The organism is Alteromonas sp. AMM-1, from assembly GCF_047290655.1.
Classification (GTDB): Bacteria; Pseudomonadota; Gammaproteobacteria; order Enterobacterales; family Alteromonadaceae; genus Alteromonas; species Alteromonas mangrovi.
In genome coordinates this window covers 83397-107113 of sequence record NZ_JBLBUE010000003.1, presented here as the reverse complement: position 1 = coordinate 107113, position 23717 = coordinate 83397, and the positions used below count along the sequence as shown (strand labels likewise).

The window sequence follows — 23717 nt, the reverse complement described above, 5'->3', positions numbered from 1 at the left end:
GTCACATTGCTAACGGTAACCTTGAATACCGCCATCCTTATTTGGAAGAGCGTGAAGTCAAGCGTGTCGGTTACATTGTGATATCCACCGACCGTGGTTTGTGTGGTGGTTTGAACACCAACGAGTTTAAACTGGTTACCAAGGAAGTAAAAGCTTGGAAAAGCCAGGGTGTCGAAGTGGACTTTGCAGCGCTAGGTTCAAAAGCTTGTGCGTTCTTCAACCGATTTGGTGGCACTTTGCTTGCCGCAGAATCAGGTTTAGGTGATGCACCTAAAATCAGCGACGTAGTTGGCGTAGTTCGCGTCATGCTGAAAGCCTTTGATGAAGGAAAACTGGATAAAGTATTTCTGGTTTTCAACGACTTCGTTAACACGATGTCACAGCAGCCTGTAAGCAATCAATTATTGCCTTTGCCAAAGTCTGAAGACGAAACGTTAAAGCATCGCTGGGATTATATCTACGAGCCGGATCCAAAACCTATTTTGGAAGCATTGATGGTTCGTTACATTGAGTCCCAGGTGTACCAGGGTGTTGTAGAAAATGCCGCGTCAGAGCAAGCTGCTCGAATGGTTGCAATGAAAGCCGCAACCGATAACGCAGGCAACCTGATTGATGAACTTCAATTGGTATACAACAAAGCCCGTCAAGCCGCAATCACACAAGAAATCAGTGAGATTGTTGGTGGTGCAGCAGCGGTGTAGGCAAAGGTTTAGAAAAGATAATGAGGACAAATTATGAGTCAAGGTAAGGTCGTCCAAGTCATTGGCGCCGTTGTGGACATCGAGTTTCCACAAGATGCGGTTCCAAAGGTATATGACGCACTTAGAGTTACCGAAGGTGACTTGTCCGGGCTAACCCTGGAAGTGCAACAGCAATTAGGTGGCGGTGTCGTTCGTGGTATCGCTCTGGGTTCTACCGACGGTCTGCGTCGTGGTCTGAAAGTTGAAAACTCTGGTAACCCAATTATGGTGCCAGTAGGTACAGCTACTCTGGGTCGCATCATGGACGTACTGGGTAACCCAATTGATGAAGCGGGCCCAATCGGTGAAGAAGAGCGTATGTCTATTCACCGCGAAGCACCCAGCTATGAAGAACAATCTAGCTCGGTTGAACTGCTTGAAACTGGTATCAAGGTAATCGACCTGGTTTGCCCATTCGCCAAGGGTGGTAAAGTTGGTCTGTTCGGTGGTGCTGGTGTAGGTAAAACCGTAAACATGATGGAGCTTATCCGTAACATCGCTATCGAACACAGCGGCTACTCAGTATTCGCGGGTGTTGGTGAGCGTACTCGTGAGGGTAACGACTTCTATCATGAAATGAACGAGTCAAACGTACTGGATAAAGTATCGCTGGTTTACGGTCAGATGAATGAGCCACCAGGTAACCGTTTACGTGTTGCTCTGACTGGTCTGACGATGGCAGAGAAGTTCCGTGACGAAGGTCGTGACGTTCTGTTCTTCGTAGATAACATCTACCGTTATACTCTGGCAGGTACTGAAGTATCAGCACTGTTAGGCCGTATGCCTTCAGCGGTAGGTTATCAGCCTACTCTGGCTGAGGAAATGGGTGTTCTGCAAGAACGTATTACGTCTACCAAAACTGGTTCAATCACGTCAATCCAAGCGGTATACGTACCAGCGGATGACTTGACCGACCCGTCACCAGCTACCACCTTTGCTCACTTGGATGCAACGGTAGTACTGTCTCGTGATATCGCATCACTGGGTATCTACCCAGCGGTAGATCCACTGGACTCGACTTCACGTCAGCTGGACCCACTGGTAATCGGTCAGGAACACTACGACACAGCGCGTGGCGTTCAAACTGTACTTCAGCGCTATAAAGAGCTGAAAGACATCATTGCCATTCTGGGTATGGACGAACTGTCTGAAGAAGACAAGCAGGTAGTATCACGTGCTCGTAAGATTCAGCGTTTCCTGTCTCAGCCATTCTTCGTAGCAGAAGTTTTCACAGGCTCTCCTGGTAAGTATGTTTCTCTGAAAGATACCATCAGCGGCTTTAAAGGCATTCTGGAAGGCGAATACGATCACCTGCCTGAGCAGGCGTTCTACATGGTTGGCTCTATCGACGAAGCGCTGGAAAAGGCCAAGAAGAAAGCGTAATGGTACGGAGCTGTTAATCAGCTCCGCATAACGCTTGCGTATCCTTTAGGAGGTTTACATGGCAGCAATGACAGTTCACTTAGATGTAGTAAGCGCGGAAAAGCAGATTTTCTCTGGCCTCGTTGAAACTATCCAGGTGACCGGTAGCGAAGGTGAGCTGGGTATTTACCCTGGTCACGCGCCGCTCATCACTCCAATTAAGCCTGGTATGGTGCGTTTGGTTAAACAGCACGGTGAAGAAGAAGTTATTTACGTAGCGGGTGGTGTACTTGAAGTACAACCAGGCAACGTAACTGTTCTGGCCGACACTGCGGTAAGAGCAGAAGACTTGGATGCACAGGCTGCTGAAGAAGCTAAACGACGTGCAGAAGAGCACATCGCTAATCCAGGTGCTGACTTTAATTATGCTGAAGCCGCTCACGAGCTGGCGGAAGCCATTGCCCAGTTGCGATTAATTCAAAAACTGCGCAAGTAATTAGATTCATCAAAATAAAGAACCCAGGTTATCCTGGGTTTTTTTATGTCTGAAATAATGTAATAAAAAACTGGTGTTTTTAATTTGTCTGTATAAATATACATGTATCGGCTTTGGTTTGATGTCAGAAACTGTGCATAGGGAAGCAATACAGCAGTATTCGCTGTAAATTGCTTTAGAAAAAAATGACAACAAAGGAACGTGTATGGAAACCAGTACCTTACTTACCTCTACCTGCCTGTGCAAGGGCGTTAAGATTGAAGCTATCGCAACTTCGCTGGATATTGGCGTATGCCACTGTGATATGTGCAGACAATGGGCTGGCAGCCCCTTTTTCGCGATAGAGGGTCACACTGTTAAGCTTACCGGTGACACCGTTAAAGTTTATGATTCTTCAGATTGGGCAGAGCGCGGATTTTGCAGTCATTGCGGCACGCACCTCTTTTACCGTTTAAAGACAACTAACACCCACTATTTGCCTGTTGGACTGTTTCCACAACAACCAGCTATGCAGTTATCTCATCAAATATTTATTGAAAGCAAGCCCAACTATTACAGCTTTGAACAAACCACTATATGCATGACAGGCGCAGAGGTAATGGCGCAATTTGAGGGAGATGAACCAGTATGAGCAGCGACACACTGATTAACTACGTGGAATTGCCCTGTAAGGATATACCTGCTACCAAGGCGTTCTTTGCGTCTGTTTTTAACTGGACATTCACCGATTATGGCGACGCTTATTGTGAGTTCAGGGATAAGGGCATTACAGGCGGCTTTTACAAAGCAGATATGGCGTCATTAACTGCGTCAGGTGCAACTTTACTGGTGTTTTACTCACCTACCCTCGAGGCTACACAAAAAGCCGTTGAAGCCGCAGGTGGAAGCGTGATTAAGCCAATATTTACCTTTCCTGGCGGCAGACGGTTTCATTTTACCGAGCCAAGTGGCAATGAATTTGCCGTTTGGTCAGATAAATAAAGCGTCGCAGGGTTAAGGAAAAAAAGCAATACACATTCATTAACAAAGTGTATTGCCGACGCGCTGTGCCAATTAATTTTTGGGGTGTATAATAGCTGTCGCTTAATTGACACAACCAATCTAATGAATAAAAACAACGTAGTAATACATGTTTGGTTGCCGCCTTTACTATTTGTAATAGTTTGCCTGAGTCTTAACTATGTGGCTGGATCTTTGGATCTGGCGTATGTAGTGGACGAGCGTTCACAAAGGGATTTTAATGCAGCGCTGGGGATGCCGCTCATCATCGGCTATTTATGGCTGGCAATTCGCATTATGCACCGACGTGCCGGTAAACGTATCGCCGATTTCCTGGTGCGCGTTAAACGCATCGATGAGTATCCTCAACATATTCAACGCCTTGAAAAGAAGCTGGTAACCCAAGTGGTTATTGCCAGCACACTGGCAGTTTCAGTAACTATGATTTACCTTGTTACAGAGGGACTGCTGGCACTGGATTTAAAGCCCGCTATCATGTTACTCAACGCCATAGCTGTGCCCTTTTGGTTCTTTCTGTTTCTATTTATTATGCAGTCGGCGTCGTTCACTCGCTATCTGCATCGCCATTTAGTGCTACCCAGTATTACCAAGGATACAAACTTCAGTCATTGCAAGGCACTATGTGATTTAGGATTAAGCAATGTGAGTCTGGCATTAATGATGTTAATGCTGGTACCGATATTTTGGATGGGTAAACCTGTCCCCGTTATTGACTTACTAATATTATTAGTGATGATTACATTTATGCTTACATGGTTGTTTTTGCCAGTAATAAAAACGCTAAGGTTGATGCGTAAATACCGGGCAAAAAACATCAGTTGTATAGAAGCTGCGATTGAGCAGATACTGATTGACAGGCGAAATGGTAAAAACAACGAACCAAGCGCAAATCAGCTGTATAAGCTCAATCAACAGCTGGAAGACATGCGCCAGTTTAGTTGTTGGCCCAAAGAAATTGTACAAAATGTAAAGATATTCATCGTGTCAGCTGGCGTGCCGGCCACCTGGCTGTTTATGGCATGGTTTGTTAAGTAAAGGATGACTCATGAAGGTTTATGGCGATGCCCGTTCCGGTAACTGTTATAAAATCCAGCTTGTACTGGCATTACTGGGTAAAAGTTGCGAATGGATTGATGTAAATATTCTCCAGGGAGAAACACAAACAGAAGCGTTCAAACATAAGAATCCGTTAGGTAAAATACCAGTACTGGAATTAAGTGACGGACGGTGTTTGAGTGAATCTAATGCCATTATTAACTATCTGGCAACTGGATCGGCTTTGATTCCGTCTAAAGCGTTTGATTACGCAAAAATGTTGCAGTGGCAGTTCTTTGAACAGTACAGTCATGAGCCAGCCATCGCTGTTGCCCGATTTATCAATGTATTTTTAGGATTGCCAGAAAACCGTAAAGCAGAGTATCAGGCTAAACAGGTTGCCGGTCACAAAGCGCTGGCGGTGATGGAGAAGCAACTTAACGAAACCCCCTACCTGGTGGGCGAACAACTGTCTTTGGCAGATATTTCATTGTATGCCTATACCCATGTAGCTCATGAAGGTGGTTTTGACCTATCGGTATATCCTGGTATTCGGCGATGGTTAGCATTGGTTGAGGACCATCGAGGGTATATGCCCATGCAATACAGCTGTTAGGGTAATCAGCCACTAGCCTTCAGTATGCAGGGACCACTGCTGCTTAAAAGCATCAAAGAGCCGGTACAGTGGTGAAGTATCGGCCCCTTCCAGACTTTGCAAACCCAATGCTACAGCCTCAAGGCTAGACAGCCCATTAGACACACTGGTTTTGCGAATATCATACTGTCCTTCTATATCGTCGGGCAAACAACAAAACATGAATTGATTTAACCATGGATTGCGTTTGTAAATACCGTATGCCTGCTTCCAACTGCCATCAATAATAATCAGTGTATCAATTTTTAATGGATTTTGTAGATAGTGAGTACTAGTTAACTCTATAGCCTCCTGAACCGGGTAAAGAACTACCGTTGTTGCAGAGTCTGTAGTCAGTTGCTTGGCCAGTGGCGCAAAATCCTCAGCGGTTTTACCTGTGTAGCAATCCACATTCTGGAGAGCAAGCTGCAGTAACCTGACAGTATTTTTGGCATGTTTCGTTTCTGCGGGATGCTGCAATACTATTACCCGGGTTCGATTGAAAACGGGTGTAACATGTTTACAAATACAGGTTTTCAAAGGATAGTGGCATCGATGACACTTTAAACGCATAACACTCTCAGCGAAATGTACGATGTCTGATTTTACCCCAGCCGAACGAATATGGCATACCATCAGAATGATCCCCGCCGGTAATGTGGCCGCTTATGGTCAAATAGCCGATTTGTCTGGCTTGCCTGGACGGGCAAGGCTGGTAGGAAGATGTTTAAAAGACGTTCCTCAAAACGAACCTGTACCCTGGTATAGAGTGGTGAGAAGTAATGGGCAAATTGCGTTTCCTGTAAATAGCAAGCTCGCCAACGAACAAATTGCCCGGCTCCTGGAAGAAGGGGTGTTAGTAATAAATCACAAAATTAAAATGAAGTGCTACCAGTGGCAACCAGATTTACCAACGCTACTTTACCAGCTAGACTTTTAAATGAGTATTGATGAATATGAAATGACGGATGCAGACCAAACTGTTGCCGTATCTGTTTATAGTTTGCTATCAGATATCGTAAATGCCGTCATCAGCAATCGAAAAGACCGTTGAGATAATAAGAAGCAAAACGCATGTCAGTGATTACGATCGGGATTGAACAATTAGAAGTGGGTATGTACGTGCTCGAGATTGCTGAACAACGGGCTGGCACAGTACAAATTAAAAGTCGTGGGCGGGTAACCAGTCAGGCTGCGATTGATGAACTTAAGCGCAAGGGTATTTTGCGCGTGGTTATTGAGACTGACGTAGAGTCGGGTAATAGCACGAGCAGTCAGGCACTCCCCATACACCAACATCTGGAAACTACAGTCCCGTTAACCGATGAACTGGCGCGGGCCGCAAAGCTTTATCAGCAAGGTCTGAAGATTCAGGATAGTCTTTATAAAGCCATCCAGAATGGTACCCAATTTGATGATTATGTACCGAAGGAATTATCTACTGCATTGGTAGGTTCGCTGGACCGCAATCCGGATGCGTTGCTGCTCATGACAAAAATTCGCGAAAAAGACTCTTATTTGCTGGAGCATTCACTTAACGTAGGCATTTTACTGGCCAATTTTGCCCGCTATCTTGGGCTGGAGGAGCAGGAAATTGAAAGACTGGCTTACAGTGGATTACTTCACGATCTCGGTAAAATAAAAGTAGACGATGCCATTTTACATAAGCCCGGCCGACTGACCGATGGAGAAATGGAAGAAATGAAGAAACACGTTACTTACGGCGTTGAGTTTCTTCATCAAATGAGAATTGATGAAACCCTTATTAAGTGGGTAAGTGAACATCACGAGCGATTAGATGGTTTGGGGTATCCCTCGCAGTTAAGTGCAGATCAAATTACTAGGCAAGGCCGCATGTTAGCCATAGTAGACATGTACGATGCACTTACTGCCGATCGTTGCTACAAACCGGGTATGTCGAGTCAAAAGGCACTACAAATACTGTTAAAAGACAGTAAGGATAAACTCGATCAAGGACTGCTTCAGCAGTTTATCCGCTGCATGGGAATTTACCCCGTTGGCAGTCTGGTTGAATTGTCTAACAACAAGGTTGCGCTGGTCATAAAGCAAAATGACAAACAGCCATTACGGCCTTGTGTTCGCGTATTTTATTCCACCGCTGGCAATCACTATCTGCCGCCTAAAGAAGTAAACCTTGCAACCGATGACCGAATTAAAATAGACAAAGCGGTGGTGGCGTCTGACTATAATATTGATATCAACCGATTCTTTCATGAATCTGTTTTGCCCTGATTGCTGAGCCGGTGTTTGCAGGCAGTGACCGTTGGCAATCGGATATGCCGCTAAGCATCCCGTGCAGCATCAGTAGGCTTAATAGTGTCGCAAATAAATTACAATCTTAGTGTAAAATTTGCGGCACTAACGCACTGCTACCTTCTCTTGTTCTACCGCATTCACAATAGTAAATATCGCTACAGGCCACTGATAGTCAGGCTTTATTCAGGTTTGCCTAGTTAAATTATCCGTAAAGTTAGCAATTGGAACGCTGATTGCTCTATTCAGGTACGAACGACAAATATTGAGGTTGCAATGAAAAAACTAGTGATTGCGAGTGTGGTGGCTACTGCTTTGTTGGCGGGTGGTTGTGCAAACAGTAACAATACTCAAAAAGGCGCTGCAATTGGTGCCGTGGCCGGCGCATTATTAGGTAAAGCTACAGGCGATAATGCTAAAAGTCGTTATGCCTGGGGTGCCGTAGTGGGTGCCATTGCGGGTGGTGCGATTGGTAATTACATGGATAAACAGGAAGAGGCCCTGCGCGAAGAATTGGCCGATACGGGAGTGGATATAGTACGTGAAGGCGATACGCTGCATCTGATCATGCCTGGCGATATTACCTTTGCTACCAACAGTGCGGCAATTAGCCCAAATTTCAATCCGGTACTGAACGATGTTGCAGTGGTACTCAACAAATACGAAAAAACCGTGTTGTTGATTAAAGGGCACACCGACGACACAGGTTCTGAATCTTACAATCAGGAATTGTCTGAGCGCCGGGCAAATGCGGTTAAAAATCTGCTAACCGCATACAACGTGAATGTACAACGGGTGACAACAGTAGGCATGGGCGAGTTTCAGCCCAAGGTGCCTAATACCAGCGACGCTAACCGACAGATAAACCGTAGGGTTGAGCTGTCAATTCAGCCGATCACTAATTAACTATCTGGTGTAGTGGCAGCCAGTTTTTCGATTTGTGCTGCCACTGATTTTGCCAGGGCATTGGGAATAGGAATGGTGAGGTGATATTGGGCCACCTTCCATTCTCCGTCTATTCGCTCTAACACCCCTGTTCCCCGAGTGATTCCATACGAAGCGTTGTCCAGAATTTCCATAAACCAGGCTACCTGCTTATCTTTAGCGTAAAACACGTCTCGTGAAACCGGGGTATAGGTCCAGCCTTTGCCTTGTGAAAAGTACGGCATGGCATATTGCTTAAACTCACTAATCGACCAGTTTTCTGACGCATCGGTACCAATAAACGTAGCGTTACTGGTATATAAATCAAAGTAAGTGACTGCATCCGCACCAGACGCAGCGGCATGTAATGCGTCGAGAGTTTGTTCAACGGTTCGTTCAGCCCATGCAGAACAGGCAAAACATAACGCACATAAATATATGATAATTCGCATAAGTAATTGTTGAATTGACTGATAATCCTGAATAATACCGTAACACAGTATCTAAGTAGCCGTAAGCGTTGTCCTGGTGTCAGAAATTTACCTCAGCAAAATTCTATTCCCTTGCGACATATCAATCGAATTTGAAGTCTCAAAGCAAAATACTTGCAAAAACACGTATATAAACTAACTTTTGAGATCAGGCCCTGTCATTCGTATTTTAATCTGCATGATTTACACGGAGTTCTGTAATCAATGAACTTTCTATTGAAGTTGTCTGTTGCGCAAAAAATCTTTTTAATTCCCATCATTGGTGCCGTAAGTTTTATTACTTTTGTTGTGATCAACAGCACCGTGTCTGCGCAAAATGCCAGTCAGTTGCAGGTTGCCAAAAGTGTGGATTTTCCTGCGCTTCAATTGAGTACATCGGTGCTCACCAACATGGAAAAAGTGCGCGATACGCTCGCTTCTTCTGTGACTACTGGTGATACAGAAGCGATTGGGATTGCAAAGGAAAAAGTAGAAGCGGTACTGGACGATTTACAGGCTATTCGGCGCATTGATCCTGGATTGTCTGCAGATGTAACAAAACTTCAGTCTACCTTTAGTGCCTATAGTGATCAGGCCGTTAGCGTTACGGCATCAATTCTCAACGAAACTGCGGATTTCTCGACTCTGAGTGATAAGCTGGAAGAAATGAACGCGAATTACGACAACGCAATCAGTCTGGTTAATCAGTTTATTGCCTCCCGGCAAAGTGCATTTGAACAAGCCTTTTCTGAATATAACAGTGCCCAGGAATTCTTATTCTGGCTGGGTATTATTATGGGCATCGTTACTACACTTATTCTGTTTGGTACTGCCTACCCTATTACCGGCGAAATACGTGGCAACCTGACTCGGGTTGTGAAATCACTGCGCGACATTGCACAGGAAGACGGCGACCTGACCATTCGCATTCAAACCAATGCACAAGATGAAGTGGGCGATCTGGTTAGGTACTTCAATTTGTTTATGGAGAAATTGCAGAAAGTAGTAAAAGACATAGTACAAACTACACTGCCGCTGTCGGATTTAGCGCAAAACCTGAGTCAGCTAACCGACACCACCAATAAAAATATTGCTGATCAACAAGGGGCCGCAACCAAGGCCAAAAATGCGGTTGATGATATGAATCATTCGGTTGTAGCAGTGGCCGAGAGTGCAGCTGAAGCGGCAAGAGCTGCCGATGAAGCAACCAACGCTTCCAACCAGGGCCAATCGGTTGTTAATAGTACCGTACGCAGTATTCAGTCGCTGGCAAAAAATGTAGACGACAGTGCCCAGGTAATTCGAAAACTGGAGAACGACTCTAATCAGGTAGGTGTGGTTCTGGATGTGATAAAAGGCATAGCCGAGCAAACCAACTTGTTGGCCTTAAACGCCGCCATTGAAGCAGCCCGTGCCGGTGAACAAGGCCGGGGCTTTGCTGTAGTAGCAGACGAAGTAAGAACGCTTGCTTCCAAAACACAAAAGTCCACCGAAGAAATTCAAAACACCATAGAACAATTGCAAAGTGCAGCCAGATCGGCTGTTCAGGTAATGAGCTCCGGTACCCAGCAGGCAGAAAGCAGTGTAAGCGAGGCCAACAAAGCCGGCGCAAGCCTGAACGTGATTGCCGACACTATCGGGCGGATCAGTGCGATGAACGGCCAAATTGCCAGCACTACCGACAATCAACAAGCCGTGGCGGAGCAAATTGTGGGTTATGTGGACGAAATTTACGCACGAACCGATGAAACCGCTAGAAACTCAGTAAGACTAGCGTCTGCCAGCAGTGAACTGGCCAATCTGGCGAAGAGTCTGGAAGGGATCGCCCGCCAGTTTAAGGTGTAGCAGAAAAATCAATTTTGAAGCCCGGGTATAACGGGTAAGCCATAACACAGCGTTCAATTAAACATCAAAACTACGTATACTTACGCGGGATTTAACTATGAAAAAACTGTTACTTGCCTCATTGTTCGCGGGTGCGTTGCCGATCCACGCAAATGCAGAAGTGAACTTAAGTGGCTTCGCCAGCATTGTTGGTGGCACAGCTACCGACAGCGATGCAATTGTTAGAGACTACGAAGACAGCATCGACTTCAAAGAACATTCATTCTTTGCGCTGCAGGCATATTCAGATCTGGGTGAAGGGTTAAGTGCGACAGCACAAATTCGTTCGCGCGGCCGTGATGACTGGGAGCCGGAATTTACCTGGGCATTCCTGTCATATGAAATCTCACCAACCTGGCGCATACAGGCCGGTCGTCAGCGAATTCCTATGTACCTGTATTCCGACTATCTGGATGTGTCCTATGCCTATCACTGGATAGCGCCACCAGCAGAAGTTTACAAGGCCCCGTTTGACTCAATCGATGGTATCTCAACCATTCACGATTTTACGGTTGGCGATGCAATGGTGAACTTCCGTTTGTATTACGGTAAAGAGGATTTCTCTACCGATACCGGCTCGTTTGAAATTGAAGACATCTTTAGTGCCGTTGCCAGTGTGAACTATGGCTGGTGGACATTCAGAACCAGCTATTTACAGTTTGATATTTCCGGGGATATTGGGGTTGGTGAGCTGGTCTCTGCGTGGCAGGCAACGCCTTTTGCTGCAGTGGGTAACGAACTGGATATAAACAACGATAGTTCAACCGCTTTTGAAGTGGGGGTTATTTTCGACAACCAGGACTGGCTGTTCCTGGCGGAATATATCCCTTCAACAGTAGATGAAACCATTGTGGGTGATTATAAGCCCTGGATGGTGTCTTTAGGTAAGCGTTTTGGTAGCTATATGGTACATGCGACCGTGGGTGAAGATGTGAATGAACCATATCGCAAGGCCATTAACTCTGTACCGTTAGGTGTCGATCCCGGTTTGGATTTCCTGTACCAAACGACGAAAGCTGTATTGGACGAGCGCGATTTTGAATTGCCTTTTTATTCGGTTGGCGTGCGATGGGACTTCCATGATTCTGCGGCATTTAAGTTTGAATATACTGTGTCTGAACAGCTGGACGGTAGCAACGCTGGCGCTGTTGAAATGGCATTAGTCACTGTTTTTTAGGAGTTGATAATGCATAATTTTTCTATTAAAAAAACAGTAGCCAGCCTGACATTCACTGCAGCAATTACGCTTAGTGCTTCGGCGCAAGCGGCTATTGCGGTAGTGGTAAATCCGGGCTTTGCTGATGCGTTGGATCAGGAAAAAGTCGCACAGATTTACTTAGGTAAAGACAAAACGATGACGCCGTACATGCAAAGTGGCGGCACGGCTGACGAGTTTATTGATAAAGTACTGTCGCGAAATGCCAGTCAGTTCAAAGCTTATTGGGCAAAACTGGCGTTCACGGGTGGCGGGCGGCCGCCTAAAGAACTGGGAAACGATGCTGAAGTACTTAAAACGGTAGCATCTTCGGCAGATGCCATTGGGTTTGTGGATGCAGGCTCAGTGGACGGCTCAGTTAAAGTGCTTTTTAGTCTTTAGCGATTACTGATAACAGGGGGCAACCCCTGTTATCGTGTTAGTTACAAGGCGAAAGCATTTGTCAGGATTTTAGGAAGATCGTTGATTCACGCACAATCAGCTTAGGTTCAAACAGGGTTTTTACCGACAATGATTGGCCATAGACTGCATTGAGAATGTGTCTTGCCGACATTTCGCCCATTTCATAAATCGGGTTTTTCACCGTTGTTAAACGCGGATAAACATGGTGGGCAAATACCGCATCGTCAAAACCAATGATTGACAGATCGTAAGGTAAGTTCATACCCAAATCACGCGCACAGCTCATTGCGCCTGAGGCCATCCAGTCGTTAGCGCACACCAGTGCCGTAAATGGCTTATTTCTGGACAACAGCGTTTGCAGGCCCTGCTTGCCGTCTTCTTCCTGATAGCGCCCCTCATAATAAAGTTGCTCCGACCAAGGGATGCCAGCTTCGGCCAGCGCCCGTCGGTGTCCCATCAAACGCAACTGAGCGTCGCGGGCTTTGGAAGGACCGGAAATACAGGCAATGCGGGTGTGACCCAGTTCAATGAGGTGTTGAGTAGCCAGGTATCCGCCGCGTTCGTTGTCTAAACATACGCAGGCGTTTTCGAGTCCTTCCACTTGCCGGTTAACAACGGAAATAGGTACGCGGTTGGCGTTAACTTCGCGCAGATAATCGTCGCTCATGGCTTCTACGTGCATGATGAGAGCATCGCAGTTGCGGCTAATTAAAAACTCTACGGCGTCTTTTTCGGTTTCCAGATTATTGTGACCAACGGTAATGATCACATGTTTATCCGCTTCGCGTAGCGTGGACTCTACGGCTTGCATTAAGTCGCCGAAGAAAGGAGAGTTTAATTCTGAAACCAATATACCAATACTATCGGTTCGACTGGTAGCCAGAGAACGGGCAACTGAGCTGGGGCGGTAATTGAGTTCCCGCATAGCGTGCTCAACTTTTGCCCGCAGTGTTTCGTTTACGGTTTTCCGCCCGTTCAAGACGCGCGAAACCGTGGAAAGCGAAACGCCGGCCCGCTCCGCTACTTGGTAAATAGTCGCCACACTGATTCTCTGTTTATTATTCTAAAGGGCAGTTTACGACGTCCAATGTGTTTGTAAAGCGCCCGTATTCAGGTTTAATCTTTAGACTAATTTGCGTTTACTTAAATCGCCGCCGCTTTTTCTTGCGCAGCTCTGCGTTCACTCAGCGTTTCTGTCATTTCCTTTTGATTACTGTCTGTGAGTGGGTATAGCAGGATCAGTGCGGCGCCTGCGAAACCAAAGAGTGCCGGGATCCAACTCATCAGCGATTGCATGCCGGGCAGCGCATTGCTAATGGTTGTCGCGTCCATCCCATCATAACCATAAGCACCCAGTACCAGTAACACCAATGCGCCTGCAAAGCCGCCACCAGTTTTCTGAACAAACGAGCCAGCAGAATATGTCAGGCCAGTTGCTCTGCGTCCGGTACGCCACTCGTTGTAGTCGGCAGAATCGCCCAACATCGAGAAAAACAGCGTAGGCATAATGGCAGCAAAGAACTCGGCGGCACCGCCTAGAATAAATAAGGGTAATATGCCTTGCTCACCCATTGGAACCCAGTAAATACCAATGGTGATCACACTGCTTATCAGCAAAGAAGCAACAAACAACTGTTTGCGCCCAAAGCGTTTGGCCAGCCAGGGGGTAGCAAACGCACCAGCAATCGATACCACCAGCAACACAATAAAATACTGCCCGGTAAGCGCGGCGTCATTCAGGAAATACTTGAAGTAGTAAGCAATAACACCATAACGAATGCCGTTAAACATCATGGTTAAAAAGCCCATGCCCAGTAAAATGAGCCACGGCTTATTGGTTAACAGGTCAATAATGTCTTGTTGTGAGCGCGAATTCTGCGATTCAGGGCGTGCCACCAGCTTTTTCACAAACCACCAGCTTAACGCCATCACTACCGCAAAGATGATACCGGTTGCCCAGTTGCGGTAGTAAAAGAAGGCAGTAATGGCAGACAGCGGAATGAGAATAAAGGGCAGTTGCTTGGATAAGTCACTGAGTTCTTTCCCCAGGCTGCTACCTGACTGCTGGTGGGGCGCAATGCGTTCTTTAGTGGTGAATACCGTGATAAGCATAAGCGCTACCAACAGGGCTGCAAAAACATACATGGTGTATTGATATCCCAATGCATCGTTCTCACCATTTCCGCCAAAATAGGCAACCAACATGGGTAGAAATCCCATTACCAGTAAACCACCCAGGAATGCGCCGGCAAAACGAAACCCGGAGAGTTTGGTGCGTTCGTGGTCGTCAGCGGTCATTACGCCCATTAAGGCTGAATAAGGCACGTTGTTCGCGGTATAAGCAAGGGTTAGCCCAATATACGTGATATAGGCATAAATGAGTTTACCTGTGTCTGAAAGCGACGGAGTGGTAAAACACAGGATCATGAATAATCCCAGAAACGGTGTAGACGCTAATATCCACGGACGAAACTTACCCATTCTGGTATTTGTGCGGTCGGCAATCATGCCCATAATGATGTCGGTTACGCCGTCGGATAGTCGCACCACCAAAAACAACATAGCAGCTGCCGCAGCACTAATACCAAAGGTGTCTGTATAAAACACGGCTAAATAGGCTAATGCACCACGCCATACCAGATTGGCGGCCGCATCTCCCAGCCCATATCCGATTTTTTCTTTTACACTAAGCAACTGTGACATGACGTCTGCTCCTTTAGGTACGCTGAGCTAACAGCAGTTTATACGCGTGAGCACTGTGTTTGAACAACCGGGTCTGGGTTTCAAAATCAACATAGACTATCCCAAATCGCTTGGCGTAACCTTCTGCCCATTCAAAGTTGTCCATTAAGCTCCAGGCAAAATACCCTGCTACATTTACGCCCGCATCAATCGCATCCGAAAGCGCGCGCAAATGCGCCTCATAGTAATCGATTCTGTCGTTGTCGGCGACTTCACCATTTTCTACTTTATCCGCCATGGCCGCGCCGTTTTCGGTGATATAAATGGGCGGCAAATCGTAACGGGAATTCAGCGATGTAAGCAGATCATAAAACGCCTGAGGATAAATTTCCCAACCAATATCCGTTTTGGGCTCCAGATGCGCATGTTCAATGTACAGCTCACCGTCTTGCTTGGGCGCTGAATAGGTTAACCGGGTATAAAAATTAACCCCCAGGAAATCCAGTGGCTGGCAAATAGTTTCCATATCACCTGGTTGAATTGCTGGTTTATCGTCAGGTGCCAGCTTATCCATTACCGGTGGATAACTGCCTTCCATAACGGGTTGCATGTACCACTGGTTAATATATTCATCGGCATAAATGGTGGCCAGACGATCAGCCGGAGAACCTGATACCGGATAACATGGCGTAAAGTTAAGTACGATCCCGCTTAATGCCTGTGGGGCGTGTTCACGCAGTGCCTGCATACCCAGTCCGTGCGCCAGTAAAATATGGTGTGCCGCGGAGCGCCCGCGCTTTCTGCCGGTTTTTCCCGGCGCGTGTACTCCAATCTCATAGCCGAGATACGCAGAACAAAACGGTTCGTTAAACGTGGCATAGGCGTGAACACGGCTACCCAACGCCTGAGTGATTTTTGTTACGTACTGCTGATAAGCATACGCGGTGTCTCGGTTTAACCAGCCACCCTGATCTTCAAGGTACTGAGGCAAATCCCAGTGATAAAGGGTGGCAAACGCTTTAATGCCCCGCCCTGCCAGTTCGTCCAACAGATCAATGTAAAATTGTACGCCCTGAGGGTTTAATTCGCCGTCTTCCTGAATGACGCGTGGCCATGAAATTGAAAACCGGTAAGCATCAACGCCGAGTTCTTGTAACAAGTCGACATCTTCTTTGTAACGGGCTACATGTTCGCAAGCTACCAAACCATCACTTTTATCTGCAATTTTACCTTCTTGTTCGCAAAATGTGTCCCAGATCGATTTCAATCGGCTGTCTGCTGCCCCTTCGATCTGAAAAGACGAAGTGGCGGTACCAAACAAAAAAGAACGGTTGCGAAGTGCACTGTTCAGCGGAAGACTAATTGTTTTCATGATGTTGGTTGTTCCTAAGAGCCTGATACAGCGTTGGGGGTGTACCTAAGCGGTTAGTAGTGATGCCACCGGTAAAACTGATAATTATTTGGGCAGCGTAAAATGTGTTTGGTTTATAGCACAAACAAAATAGTTTGAGAAAGCGCTTTCTTATAATTCTTGTAAAAATATTCATTGCTGAAATATTTATTTACTAAAATCATTTTCAATCAAGGTAAACGCTGAATCCCGCTATTTATCTGTATTTGAACTATAAAAATCTACTTTTGTCATGTGTTTTGTTAATCAATTGCGTTACGAAATTTTGGTAATGTAAAAAATATGTTGATCTTTGGTTGGTGATCTTATAGCTTGAGAAAGCGCTTTCTTGATGGGTGAGGGCTTCTCTTGATATGTTGGGGAAAGCCCTTTCTTGAAAGCGTAAATTTCAAGCACAACAAAGAAGAGAGAAAGACGGTGACACACACAATTGTTAAGAAAACCAAAATTGCGACCAGTCTGTCGTTAATACTGGGATCAGGTTTACTGTTTCCGGTACACGCGCAGGAAGCAAAGGATGACGTAGAAGTTATTCAGGTAACCGGTATTCGCGGTAGTGTTCAGGAGTCAATGGGCATCAAGCGCGACTCATCCGGGGTAGTCGATGCTATCTCTGCGGTTGATATCGGTAAGTTCCCAGACACCAACCTGGCAGAATCACTGCAACGTATTACAGGTATTTCAATTAGCCGTAACAACGGTGAAGGTAACCAGGTGACCGCGCGTGGTTTCGGTCCTGACTTTAACATGGTAACGCTTAACGGCAGAACCATGCCTGGTTCTGCGTTGCCAGGTGGCGGTGGTGCACCTAACTCTCGTGCATTTGATTTCTCTGACCTGGCGTCAGAAAGTGTTCGCGCGGTGGAAGTGTATAAAACCGGCCGTGCAAGCATTGCAACCGGTGGTATTGGTGCGTCAATTAACATTCGCACTGCACGTCCGTTCGACGCACCGGAAACGGGGTTTACAGCCAGTGTGGGCGCGAAAGCCCTGGCCGATACTACCAATCGCGTTGGCGATGATGTAACACCTGAAGTATCAGGTATGATCAACTTCGTCAGCGACGACGAAAAATTTGGTTTCACTTTCTCTGGATCATTCCAACAACGTGACAGCGCGTCTCAGGGTGCGTTTGTAAACCAGTGGCGTGTTAATCCGTTTGATGGCTCAATTCCTCAATCACCTGATCCATCTAACCCAGCCAGCGGTGACGCAGTTGTGTTAAACAACGCGCCAGCGATGGGCCAATTGTTTGCGATCCCATCTGACTTGCGTTATTTCATGGCTGATCGCGAGCGTGAAAGAACCAACGCTCAGTTGACTTTTCAATATGCGCCAAGTGACAACATGGTTGCCACGCTGGACTATACCTATTCAAAACAAGACCTGTTTGAAGCACGCGCTGAACAGTCGATTTGGATGGATGACCGTTACTTCACCGAACTAACGTTCGATGACGAAACGGTAAAAACACCTATTCACATTACACAGGAACGTCGTGACTTACTGCCTCGTGACTTAGGTCTTGCTATGCAGGAACTGAATCAGGTAAACGAGAACAAGTCTATCGGTCTGAACATCGAATACTTTGTTAACGACGACTTAACACTGGAATTTGATTTCCACAACTCATCTGCAGAAGGCCGTCCTGACGCACCTTACGGCACCTGGACCAACTTTGGCCTGGGGGCAAACGTTGTGCGCGGACAAGGCGCTGACTTCAGCGGTGACTTCCCCATCATGCTGGTGGATTACGACGATGTATCACGTGGCAACCTGAATCCAAACGGTGTGTTGGACCAGGCTGATGTGGGTACGTCAATTCTGGATATGAACTATTCACTGCAAGACACTGAAATCACGCAAGCGCGTATCGACGGTGCTTATGCATTAGATTCTGGCAGCGTGCATTTTGGTATCGAATCACGTTCAATGGAAAGCACGTCGCTGCAATCACTGACCCGTCACACTATGGGTAACTGGGGTATCGAAAACCCAGGTGAATTGCCAGCCGGTATCCTTACCCCATTGGATTTGGCAAAAGAGTTCAGCGATTTTAATACCTCTGGTATTTTCTCTCAGGGCTTTACCGGCAGTGTAGCCGAACTGGGTGCCTTTGCTGCTTCTGAATACGGCTTTAACTTAGTTGCAGACAACCCGTTTGCGACTAACCGTACCATCAAAGAAGACATCACTGCGGTGTACTTCGAAATTGATTTGGACGGCGAGTTAAAAGGCATGCCGTATAACTTGCTAACCGGTGTACGTTACGAAAATACCGATGTGACCTCTATTGCGAACATCAGTCTGCCAAGTGGTATTGCCTGGGAAGGCAACAACGACTTTAACGTGCGCTTTGGTAGCGCCATGGAAGACGTAAGCGTAGATTCCAGCTACGATCACATTTTACCTGCGTTAGACTTCGACATCGAAGTTGCAGAAAACATGATTGCGCGTTTCTCTTACAGCAAAACCATTGCTCGCCCAACGTATAACAACCTGAGTGCTGCAGCAACGGTATCTCCACCTAGCGGCCCTACCCTGTTAACTGGCGGTGCAACGGCTACAGCAAGTTCGGGTAACCCGGCGCTGGTACCATTGGAATCTGACAACCTGGATCTGTCCTTCGAGTACTACTTCGACGAAACCAGCTATGTGTCAGTAGGTTTCTACGACAAGCGCGTGAAGAACTTTATTGGTAACGAACAGGTTGAAGAGAACATCTTTGGTCTGCGCGACGCGACTGCCGGCCCACGTGCCCAGGCTGCTGCCGCTGAACTGGAGCGCTTAGGCATTCCATTAAGCGATACCACGTTGTTCAACATGGTTGCCGCCATGGAAAACGGTGTGGACTACACGTCAATGACCGACGAGCAGTTTGAAGCCGCTTACGATGTGCTGCCAAATGCAGATGATCCGTTAATGACCTTCATTAACTCTAAGCCAGTGAACAACCGCGCGGCCAACATCTATGGTTTCGAGTTGGCGGCACAGCACTTCTTTGGCGAGAGTGGCTTTGGCGTAATGGGTAACTACACCACCGTTACAGGTGATATCGGCTTCGACAACAACGCTGATCCGTCGGTAACCCAGTTTGCACTGGTTGGTTTGAGTGATACCGCTAACCTGATCCTGATGTACGAAAAAGAAGGCATTCAGGCACGTATCGCTTACAACTGGCGTGACAAGTTCCTGGATACCACATCGCAGTATGTGAACGAGCCGGGTTACACCGAAGCGTATTCACAAATCGACTTCAGCGTGTCTTATGACTTCAGCGAAGATCTGACCGTGTCACTGGAAGGGATCAACATTACTGAAGAAAATGCCCGCCGTCATGGCAGAACGAGTGCCATGCTATGGAGACTGGATGAACTGGGTGCGCGTTATGCCGTTGGCGTACGCTACAAGTTCTAAACACCTTTACTCATAGCAATAAGTGGAATGACGCAGGGAAGTGACCCCCCTGCGTCATTTTTGCGTTAAAGTAGGTCACGTTTATACAGAATTTACGTGAAGGGGATGCAGCAGTGAATGCACCTATTCAACAGGTTGTGATTGTGGGTGGTGGCACCGCGGGCTGGCTGTGCGCCGGTATGCTGGCAGCCAAACTCGGTAAACAGGGCGAGCGTCAACGGGGCATTGAGATCACCCTGATCGAGTCGCCGGACGTGAGTACCATTGGCGTAGGAGAAGGCTCCTGGCCTTCACTTCGCGACACACTCCGTGAAATTGGCTTGTCGGAATCGGCATTCATCACCCATTGCCAGGCGTCGTTCAAACAAGGCTCTACTTTTGTTGGTTGGCGCGATGGCAGTGAGCACGACCGTTATCATCATCCCTTCACCAATCCGGCAGGCTACACCGAAATTGATGTGCACGCTTGCTGGCAAGCGCTTCACAGTAATAAGCCATACGATCGCGCTTTCAGTGTACAACCTGAGCTGTGTGAGCAGCACAAAGCGCCCAAGCAGTTAGCCACCCCCGACTATGCCTATGTGCTGAACTACGGCTATCATTTTGACGCCACCAGGCTGGCCGAAATGGTGTCAGACCATTGCGTTAACCAGTTAGGTGTACGCCATGTACAAGCACACATCGAGCAGGTGGTCAGCCACCACAATGGCGATATCAAAGCCCTAACCACCCAATGCGGGCAAACCCTTGAAGGGGATTTGTTTATTGATTGCAGTGGGCAGTCAGCATTACTGGCAGGCAAGCATTATTGTGTGCCGTGGCACTCGGTAAAAGACATTTTACTGAACGATTCTGCGATGGCAGTACAGGTGCCCTACCATGAGCAGGACAATACTATTGCCTCCACTACCCTTGCCACCGCGCATCCGCAGGGATGGAGCTGGGATATTGGATTGCAACACCGCCGTGGTGTGGGCATGGTATACAGCAGTGACTTCGCGTCTGCAGACGATATTGAGCAGTCTTTAAAGCGGTATCTCACCAAGCGATTACCACTCGATGTGGTGGAGCAGGCAACGTGCAGACAGCTGCAATTTTCACCCGGCTATCGCACTGAGTTCTGGACTCACAATTGCCTCTCGCTGGGAATGGCCAGCGGCTTTATTGAACCGCTCGAAGCGTCGGCCGTTGCCATGGTGGAACTGGGAGTGCGTATGTTGTGCGAGCAATTCCCGCAAAATCGCGATCACATGCGTATTCTCGCGGCCCGCTATAACGAACGCTTTGCTTACCGTTGGGCGCGAGTCATCGACTTTGTAAAACTTCACTATGCCATTAATCAGCGCATCAACGATGCTTACTGGAATGCCCATCGCGATCCGGCAACCTGGCCTGACTCACTGAAAACCTTATTATCGCTGTGGCAATATCAGCCGCCGTCACGCTACGACATAGTGCAAAACGAAGAAATATTTCCCTCTGCCAGCTACCAGTTTGTGTTATACGGCATGGGTTTTAAAACCCAATCACCCACGCTAGCCGATGCCAGCGATATGCTAAATCGCGCTGGTGCGATTTCTCAAAAATTACAGGCTACGCTTTTGCAATTTAGCCAGGGATTACCCGATAACCGGGCGTTACTCAACGCCATCCGCGAACGCTATCAACACTCATCCGGAGCGCCGTTATGAACAAGCCTGATATATCCGCCAATAAAGTGAACAAGGTGATCATAGCCGGTGGTGGAACGGCAGGCTGGATGGCCGCCGCTGCCCTGACTCGATTAATTGGCAAGTCTGTGAATGTTACCCTTGTGGAGTCGAAAGACATTGGTATTGTTGGAGTGGGGGAAGCAACGATTCCGCCTATTCGCACTTTCCACAAATTGCTGGGCATAGACGAAAAAGCCTTTATGCGCGCTACCAATGCCACCTTCAAACTGGGTATTGAGTTTGCCAACTGGCGCGAACCTGATCATGCCTATATCCACTCCTTTGGTGTAACTGGCCGCGAATGCTGGGCAGGTGAATTTCACCATTTCTGGATGCGGGCACAGCAGGAAGGCCTGGGCTCAGCGTTCGGTGATTACTGCTTTGAACTAAAAGCCGCGCAGCAATACAAGTTTGGCATGAGCGACAGAATGCCGATTAACTTTGCGTATCATTTCGATGCGGTGGCCTACGGCAAATTCCTGCGGCAATTTGCTGAAAAGCTCGGTGTTACCCACGTAGAGGGCGACATCGATACTGTGAATATGCATGTCACGTCAGGAGACATTGAATCGTTAACCCTAAAAGACGGCCGCACTCTGGCCGGCGACCTGTTTATCGACTGCACCGGTTTTAAGGGCTTGTTAATTGAACAGGCACTGCATACCGGCTATGAAAACTGGTCGCACTGGTTACCTTGCGATCGCGCGGTTGCCATGCAAACTGAAAGCGTTGAAGCACCCGCCCCCTTTACCCGTTCCGTTGCCCATGAAGCTGGTTGGCGCTGGCAAATTCCACTACAAAACCGCGTAGGCAATGGGCTGGTGTATTGTAGTCGCTACATGAGTGATGATCAGGCTAAGCAAACCCTGATGGATCAGGTAACCGGCAACCCAATTAACGAACCCCGAGTGATCCAATTTACCCCGGGCAAACGTCGCCTTGGCTGGAATAAAAACTGCGTGGCACTGGGTTTAGCCAGTGGCTTTATTGAACCACTGGAGTCCACCAGCATTCACCTGATCATGACCGGTATTATTCGTCTGCTGCGTTTGTTTCCGTTCGATGGGGTAACCCAAAGTGCTATCGACGAATACAACAACAAGTACAACAGTGAAATGGCTGCGATCCTCGATTTCATTGTTATGCACTACAAAGTCACTCATCGGGATGACTCGCTATTCTGGCAACACTGCCAGCGCATGGCGATCCCCGACTCTCTGACCCACAAAATCAATCTGTTTAAAGAAACCGGCCGGGTGTTTTTGGACGATGGGGATATTTTCCGGGTCGATTCCTGGACGCAGGTGATGTTGGGTCAAGGGTTAGTACCTGAGCAGTATCACCGGGTGGCAGACGAAATGAGCATTGAAGAGCTAACCCGCTTTATGAACGGCCTGCATCAGCATGTATCTCAACAGGTGCAAGCGCTACCTGCTCACGGCGATTTCTTAAAACAGTATCTGGGCGTGTGATTGTTTACGCAGTGATTGCCTGAAGGCCGGTAAGTTTGTTTTAATCGGCCTTTCTGTTTTACCTTTATCGAATACACCATGATCACCTGGACGTTACTGCCGTTTTCATCGCTTACTACCCATCAGCTATATGCGCTGTTAAAGCTGCGCACCAATGTGTTTGTGGTTGAACAAAACTGCCCGTATCCGGAACTGGACGACAAAGATACCAAGCAGCATGTGTATCATTTGCTGGGTTATCAGCGATTGGGTGATGCTCATTCTGAGCCAGAGCTGGTGGCCTATGCACGCTTGCTGCCGCCAGGGGTGAGCTATCCGCAGGTTAGCATTGGTCGGGTAGCCGTTGCTGAGTCTGCCAGAGGTAAGAAGCTGGGCCATGCCCTGGTTGCCGAAGCGCTGAAGGGCTGTGAGCAAGCCTGGCCGGGTGAAGATATTCAGATTGGCGCGCAGGTATATCTGGAAGCCTTTTACAAAAGCTTTGGTTTCACGCGCCAGTCAGAGGACTACCTGGAAGACGGTATTCCTCATGTAGACATGCTGCTGTCGAAAGCCTGAAGCTTGCATCC

At 47.5% G+C, this 23717-nt stretch carries 22 protein-coding genes; 17 read left to right on the top strand and 5 right to left on the bottom strand.

Translation table 11 applies throughout. The features are described from left to right. From atpG to ACLR2L_RS01490, 7 genes are all read left to right on the top strand, one after another. A partial coding sequence (gene atpG, locus ACLR2L_RS01520) for a F0F1 ATP synthase subunit gamma (protein ID WP_413365091.1) occupies positions 1 to 701 on the top strand: 701 nt, incomplete at its 5' end. 33 nt (positions 702 to 734) lie between these two features. Further along, complete coding sequence (atpD, locus tag ACLR2L_RS01515; protein ID WP_140957952.1) at positions 735 to 2123, top strand: F0F1 ATP synthase subunit beta; 1389 nt, start codon at positions 735 to 737, stop codon at positions 2121 to 2123. Positions 2124 to 2181: 58 nt separating this feature from the next. After that, positions 2182 to 2598, top strand: a complete 417-nt coding sequence (locus tag ACLR2L_RS01510) for a F0F1 ATP synthase subunit epsilon (protein WP_140957951.1) — start codon at positions 2182 to 2184, stop codon at positions 2596 to 2598. Positions 2599 to 2803: 205 nt separating this feature from the next. After that, positions 2804 to 3229: a GFA family protein gene (locus tag ACLR2L_RS01505; RefSeq protein ID WP_140957950.1), complete on the top strand. Its 426-nt coding sequence runs from the start codon at positions 2804 to 2806 to the stop codon at positions 3227 to 3229. Beyond that, the gene (locus ACLR2L_RS01500; protein ID WP_413365088.1) at positions 3226 to 3579 is read left to right on the top strand and encodes a VOC family protein; all 354 of its coding nucleotides are present in this window, start codon (positions 3226 to 3228) and stop codon (positions 3577 to 3579) included. Before ACLR2L_RS01505 ends, ACLR2L_RS01500 begins: the two co-directional genes overlap by 4 nt. Positions 3580 to 3780: 201 nt before the next feature. Further along, on the top strand, positions 3781 to 4653 hold the full coding sequence (locus tag ACLR2L_RS01495) for a hypothetical protein (protein ID WP_413365086.1): 873 nt from the start codon (positions 3781 to 3783) through the stop codon (positions 4651 to 4653). A gap of 10 nt (positions 4654 to 4663) precedes the next feature. After that, positions 4664 to 5269, top strand: coding sequence for a glutathione S-transferase family protein (locus ACLR2L_RS01490; RefSeq protein ID WP_140957947.1), 606 nt, complete (start codon positions 4664 to 4666; stop codon positions 5267 to 5269). A gap of 12 nt (positions 5270 to 5281) precedes the next feature. Here the strand turns inward: ACLR2L_RS01490 and ACLR2L_RS01485 are convergent, their stop codons facing one another. Further along, on the bottom strand, positions 5282 to 5860 hold the full coding sequence (locus ACLR2L_RS01485; RefSeq protein WP_413365083.1) for a tRNA-uridine aminocarboxypropyltransferase: 579 nt from the start codon (positions 5858 to 5860) through the stop codon (positions 5282 to 5284). Positions 5861 to 5882: 22 nt separating this feature from the next. On the opposite strand from ACLR2L_RS01485, the gene ACLR2L_RS01480 reads away from it, so the two are divergent. From ACLR2L_RS01480 to ACLR2L_RS01470, 3 genes are all read left to right on the top strand, one after another. Then, positions 5883 to 6227 carry an MGMT family protein gene (locus ACLR2L_RS01480; RefSeq protein WP_413365081.1) on the top strand — a complete coding sequence of 115 codons (345 nt, stop codon included), beginning with the start codon at positions 5883 to 5885 and terminating at the stop codon, positions 6225 to 6227. A gap of 134 nt (positions 6228 to 6361) precedes the next feature. After that, positions 6362 to 7540, top strand: coding sequence for an HD-GYP domain-containing protein (locus tag ACLR2L_RS01475; RefSeq protein ID WP_413365079.1), 1179 nt, complete (start codon positions 6362 to 6364; stop codon positions 7538 to 7540). A 297-nt stretch (positions 7541 to 7837) separates the two neighbouring features. Continuing rightward, a complete protein-coding gene (locus ACLR2L_RS01470; RefSeq protein WP_140957943.1) occupies positions 7838 to 8467 on the top strand; it encodes an OmpA family protein in 630 nt (209 codons plus the stop codon). Here ACLR2L_RS01470 and ACLR2L_RS01465 read toward each other — a convergent pair. Then, on the bottom strand, positions 8464 to 8937 hold the full coding sequence (locus ACLR2L_RS01465) for a nuclear transport factor 2 family protein (RefSeq protein ID WP_140957942.1): 474 nt from the start codon (positions 8935 to 8937) through the stop codon (positions 8464 to 8466). The two genes, ACLR2L_RS01470 and ACLR2L_RS01465, sit on opposite strands and share 4 nt — an antisense overlap. Positions 8938 to 9180: 243 nt before the next feature. Between ACLR2L_RS01465 and ACLR2L_RS01460 the strand changes: the two genes are divergently transcribed. The 3 genes from ACLR2L_RS01460 to ACLR2L_RS01450 all read left to right on the top strand — a co-directional run bounded on the left by ACLR2L_RS01460 (position 9181) and on the right by ACLR2L_RS01450 (position 12436). Further along, a complete protein-coding gene (locus ACLR2L_RS01460) occupies positions 9181 to 10800 on the top strand; it encodes a methyl-accepting chemotaxis protein (RefSeq protein WP_140957941.1) in 1620 nt (539 codons plus the stop codon). A gap of 97 nt (positions 10801 to 10897) precedes the next feature. After that, entirely contained in the window at positions 10898 to 12016 is a 1119-nt protein-coding gene (locus tag ACLR2L_RS01455; protein ID WP_413365076.1) for a hypothetical protein, read from the top strand. A 9-nt stretch (positions 12017 to 12025) separates the two neighbouring features. Next, positions 12026 to 12436, top strand: coding sequence for a phosphate ABC transporter substrate-binding protein (locus tag ACLR2L_RS01450; RefSeq protein WP_413365074.1), 411 nt, complete (start codon positions 12026 to 12028; stop codon positions 12434 to 12436). Between the two features lie 61 nt (positions 12437 to 12497). Here ACLR2L_RS01450 and ACLR2L_RS01445 read toward each other — a convergent pair whose 3' ends face one another. The 3 genes from ACLR2L_RS01445 to ACLR2L_RS01435 all read right to left on the bottom strand — a co-directional run bounded on the left by ACLR2L_RS01445 (position 12498) and on the right by ACLR2L_RS01435 (position 16511). Continuing rightward, positions 12498 to 13499: a LacI family DNA-binding transcriptional regulator gene (locus ACLR2L_RS01445; protein ID WP_140957938.1), complete on the bottom strand. Its 1002-nt coding sequence runs from the start codon at positions 13497 to 13499 to the stop codon at positions 12498 to 12500. A gap of 101 nt (positions 13500 to 13600) precedes the next feature. Next, positions 13601 to 15160 (bottom strand): MFS transporter, encoded by a 1560-nt coding sequence (locus ACLR2L_RS01440; RefSeq protein ID WP_413365072.1) that lies wholly within the window; start codon positions 15158 to 15160, stop codon positions 13601 to 13603. A 13-nt stretch (positions 15161 to 15173) separates the two neighbouring features. Further along, a complete protein-coding gene (locus tag ACLR2L_RS01435) occupies positions 15174 to 16511 on the bottom strand; it encodes a GH1 family beta-glucosidase (RefSeq protein ID WP_413365070.1) in 1338 nt (445 codons plus the stop codon). A 456-nt stretch (positions 16512 to 16967) separates the two neighbouring features. On the opposite strand from ACLR2L_RS01435, the gene ACLR2L_RS01430 reads away from it, so the two are divergent. From ACLR2L_RS01430 to ACLR2L_RS01415, 4 genes are all read left to right on the top strand, one after another. After that, positions 16968 to 19967, top strand: coding sequence for a TonB-dependent receptor (locus tag ACLR2L_RS01430; RefSeq protein WP_413365068.1), 3000 nt, complete (start codon positions 16968 to 16970; stop codon positions 19965 to 19967). Positions 19968 to 20080: 113 nt separating this feature from the next. Then, complete coding sequence (locus ACLR2L_RS01425; RefSeq protein ID WP_413365066.1) at positions 20081 to 21658, top strand: tryptophan halogenase family protein; 1578 nt, start codon at positions 20081 to 20083, stop codon at positions 21656 to 21658. After that, positions 21655 to 23151, top strand: a complete 1497-nt coding sequence (locus ACLR2L_RS01420) for a tryptophan halogenase family protein (protein WP_413365064.1) — start codon at positions 21655 to 21657, stop codon at positions 23149 to 23151. Before ACLR2L_RS01425 ends, ACLR2L_RS01420 begins: the two co-directional genes overlap by 4 nt. Before the next feature lie 78 nt (positions 23152 to 23229). Next, positions 23230 to 23706 carry a GNAT family N-acetyltransferase gene (locus ACLR2L_RS01415; RefSeq protein WP_413365062.1) on the top strand — a complete coding sequence of 159 codons (477 nt, stop codon included), beginning with the start codon at positions 23230 to 23232 and terminating at the stop codon, positions 23704 to 23706. The last annotated feature ends 11 nt before the right edge of the window (positions 23707 to 23717 follow it).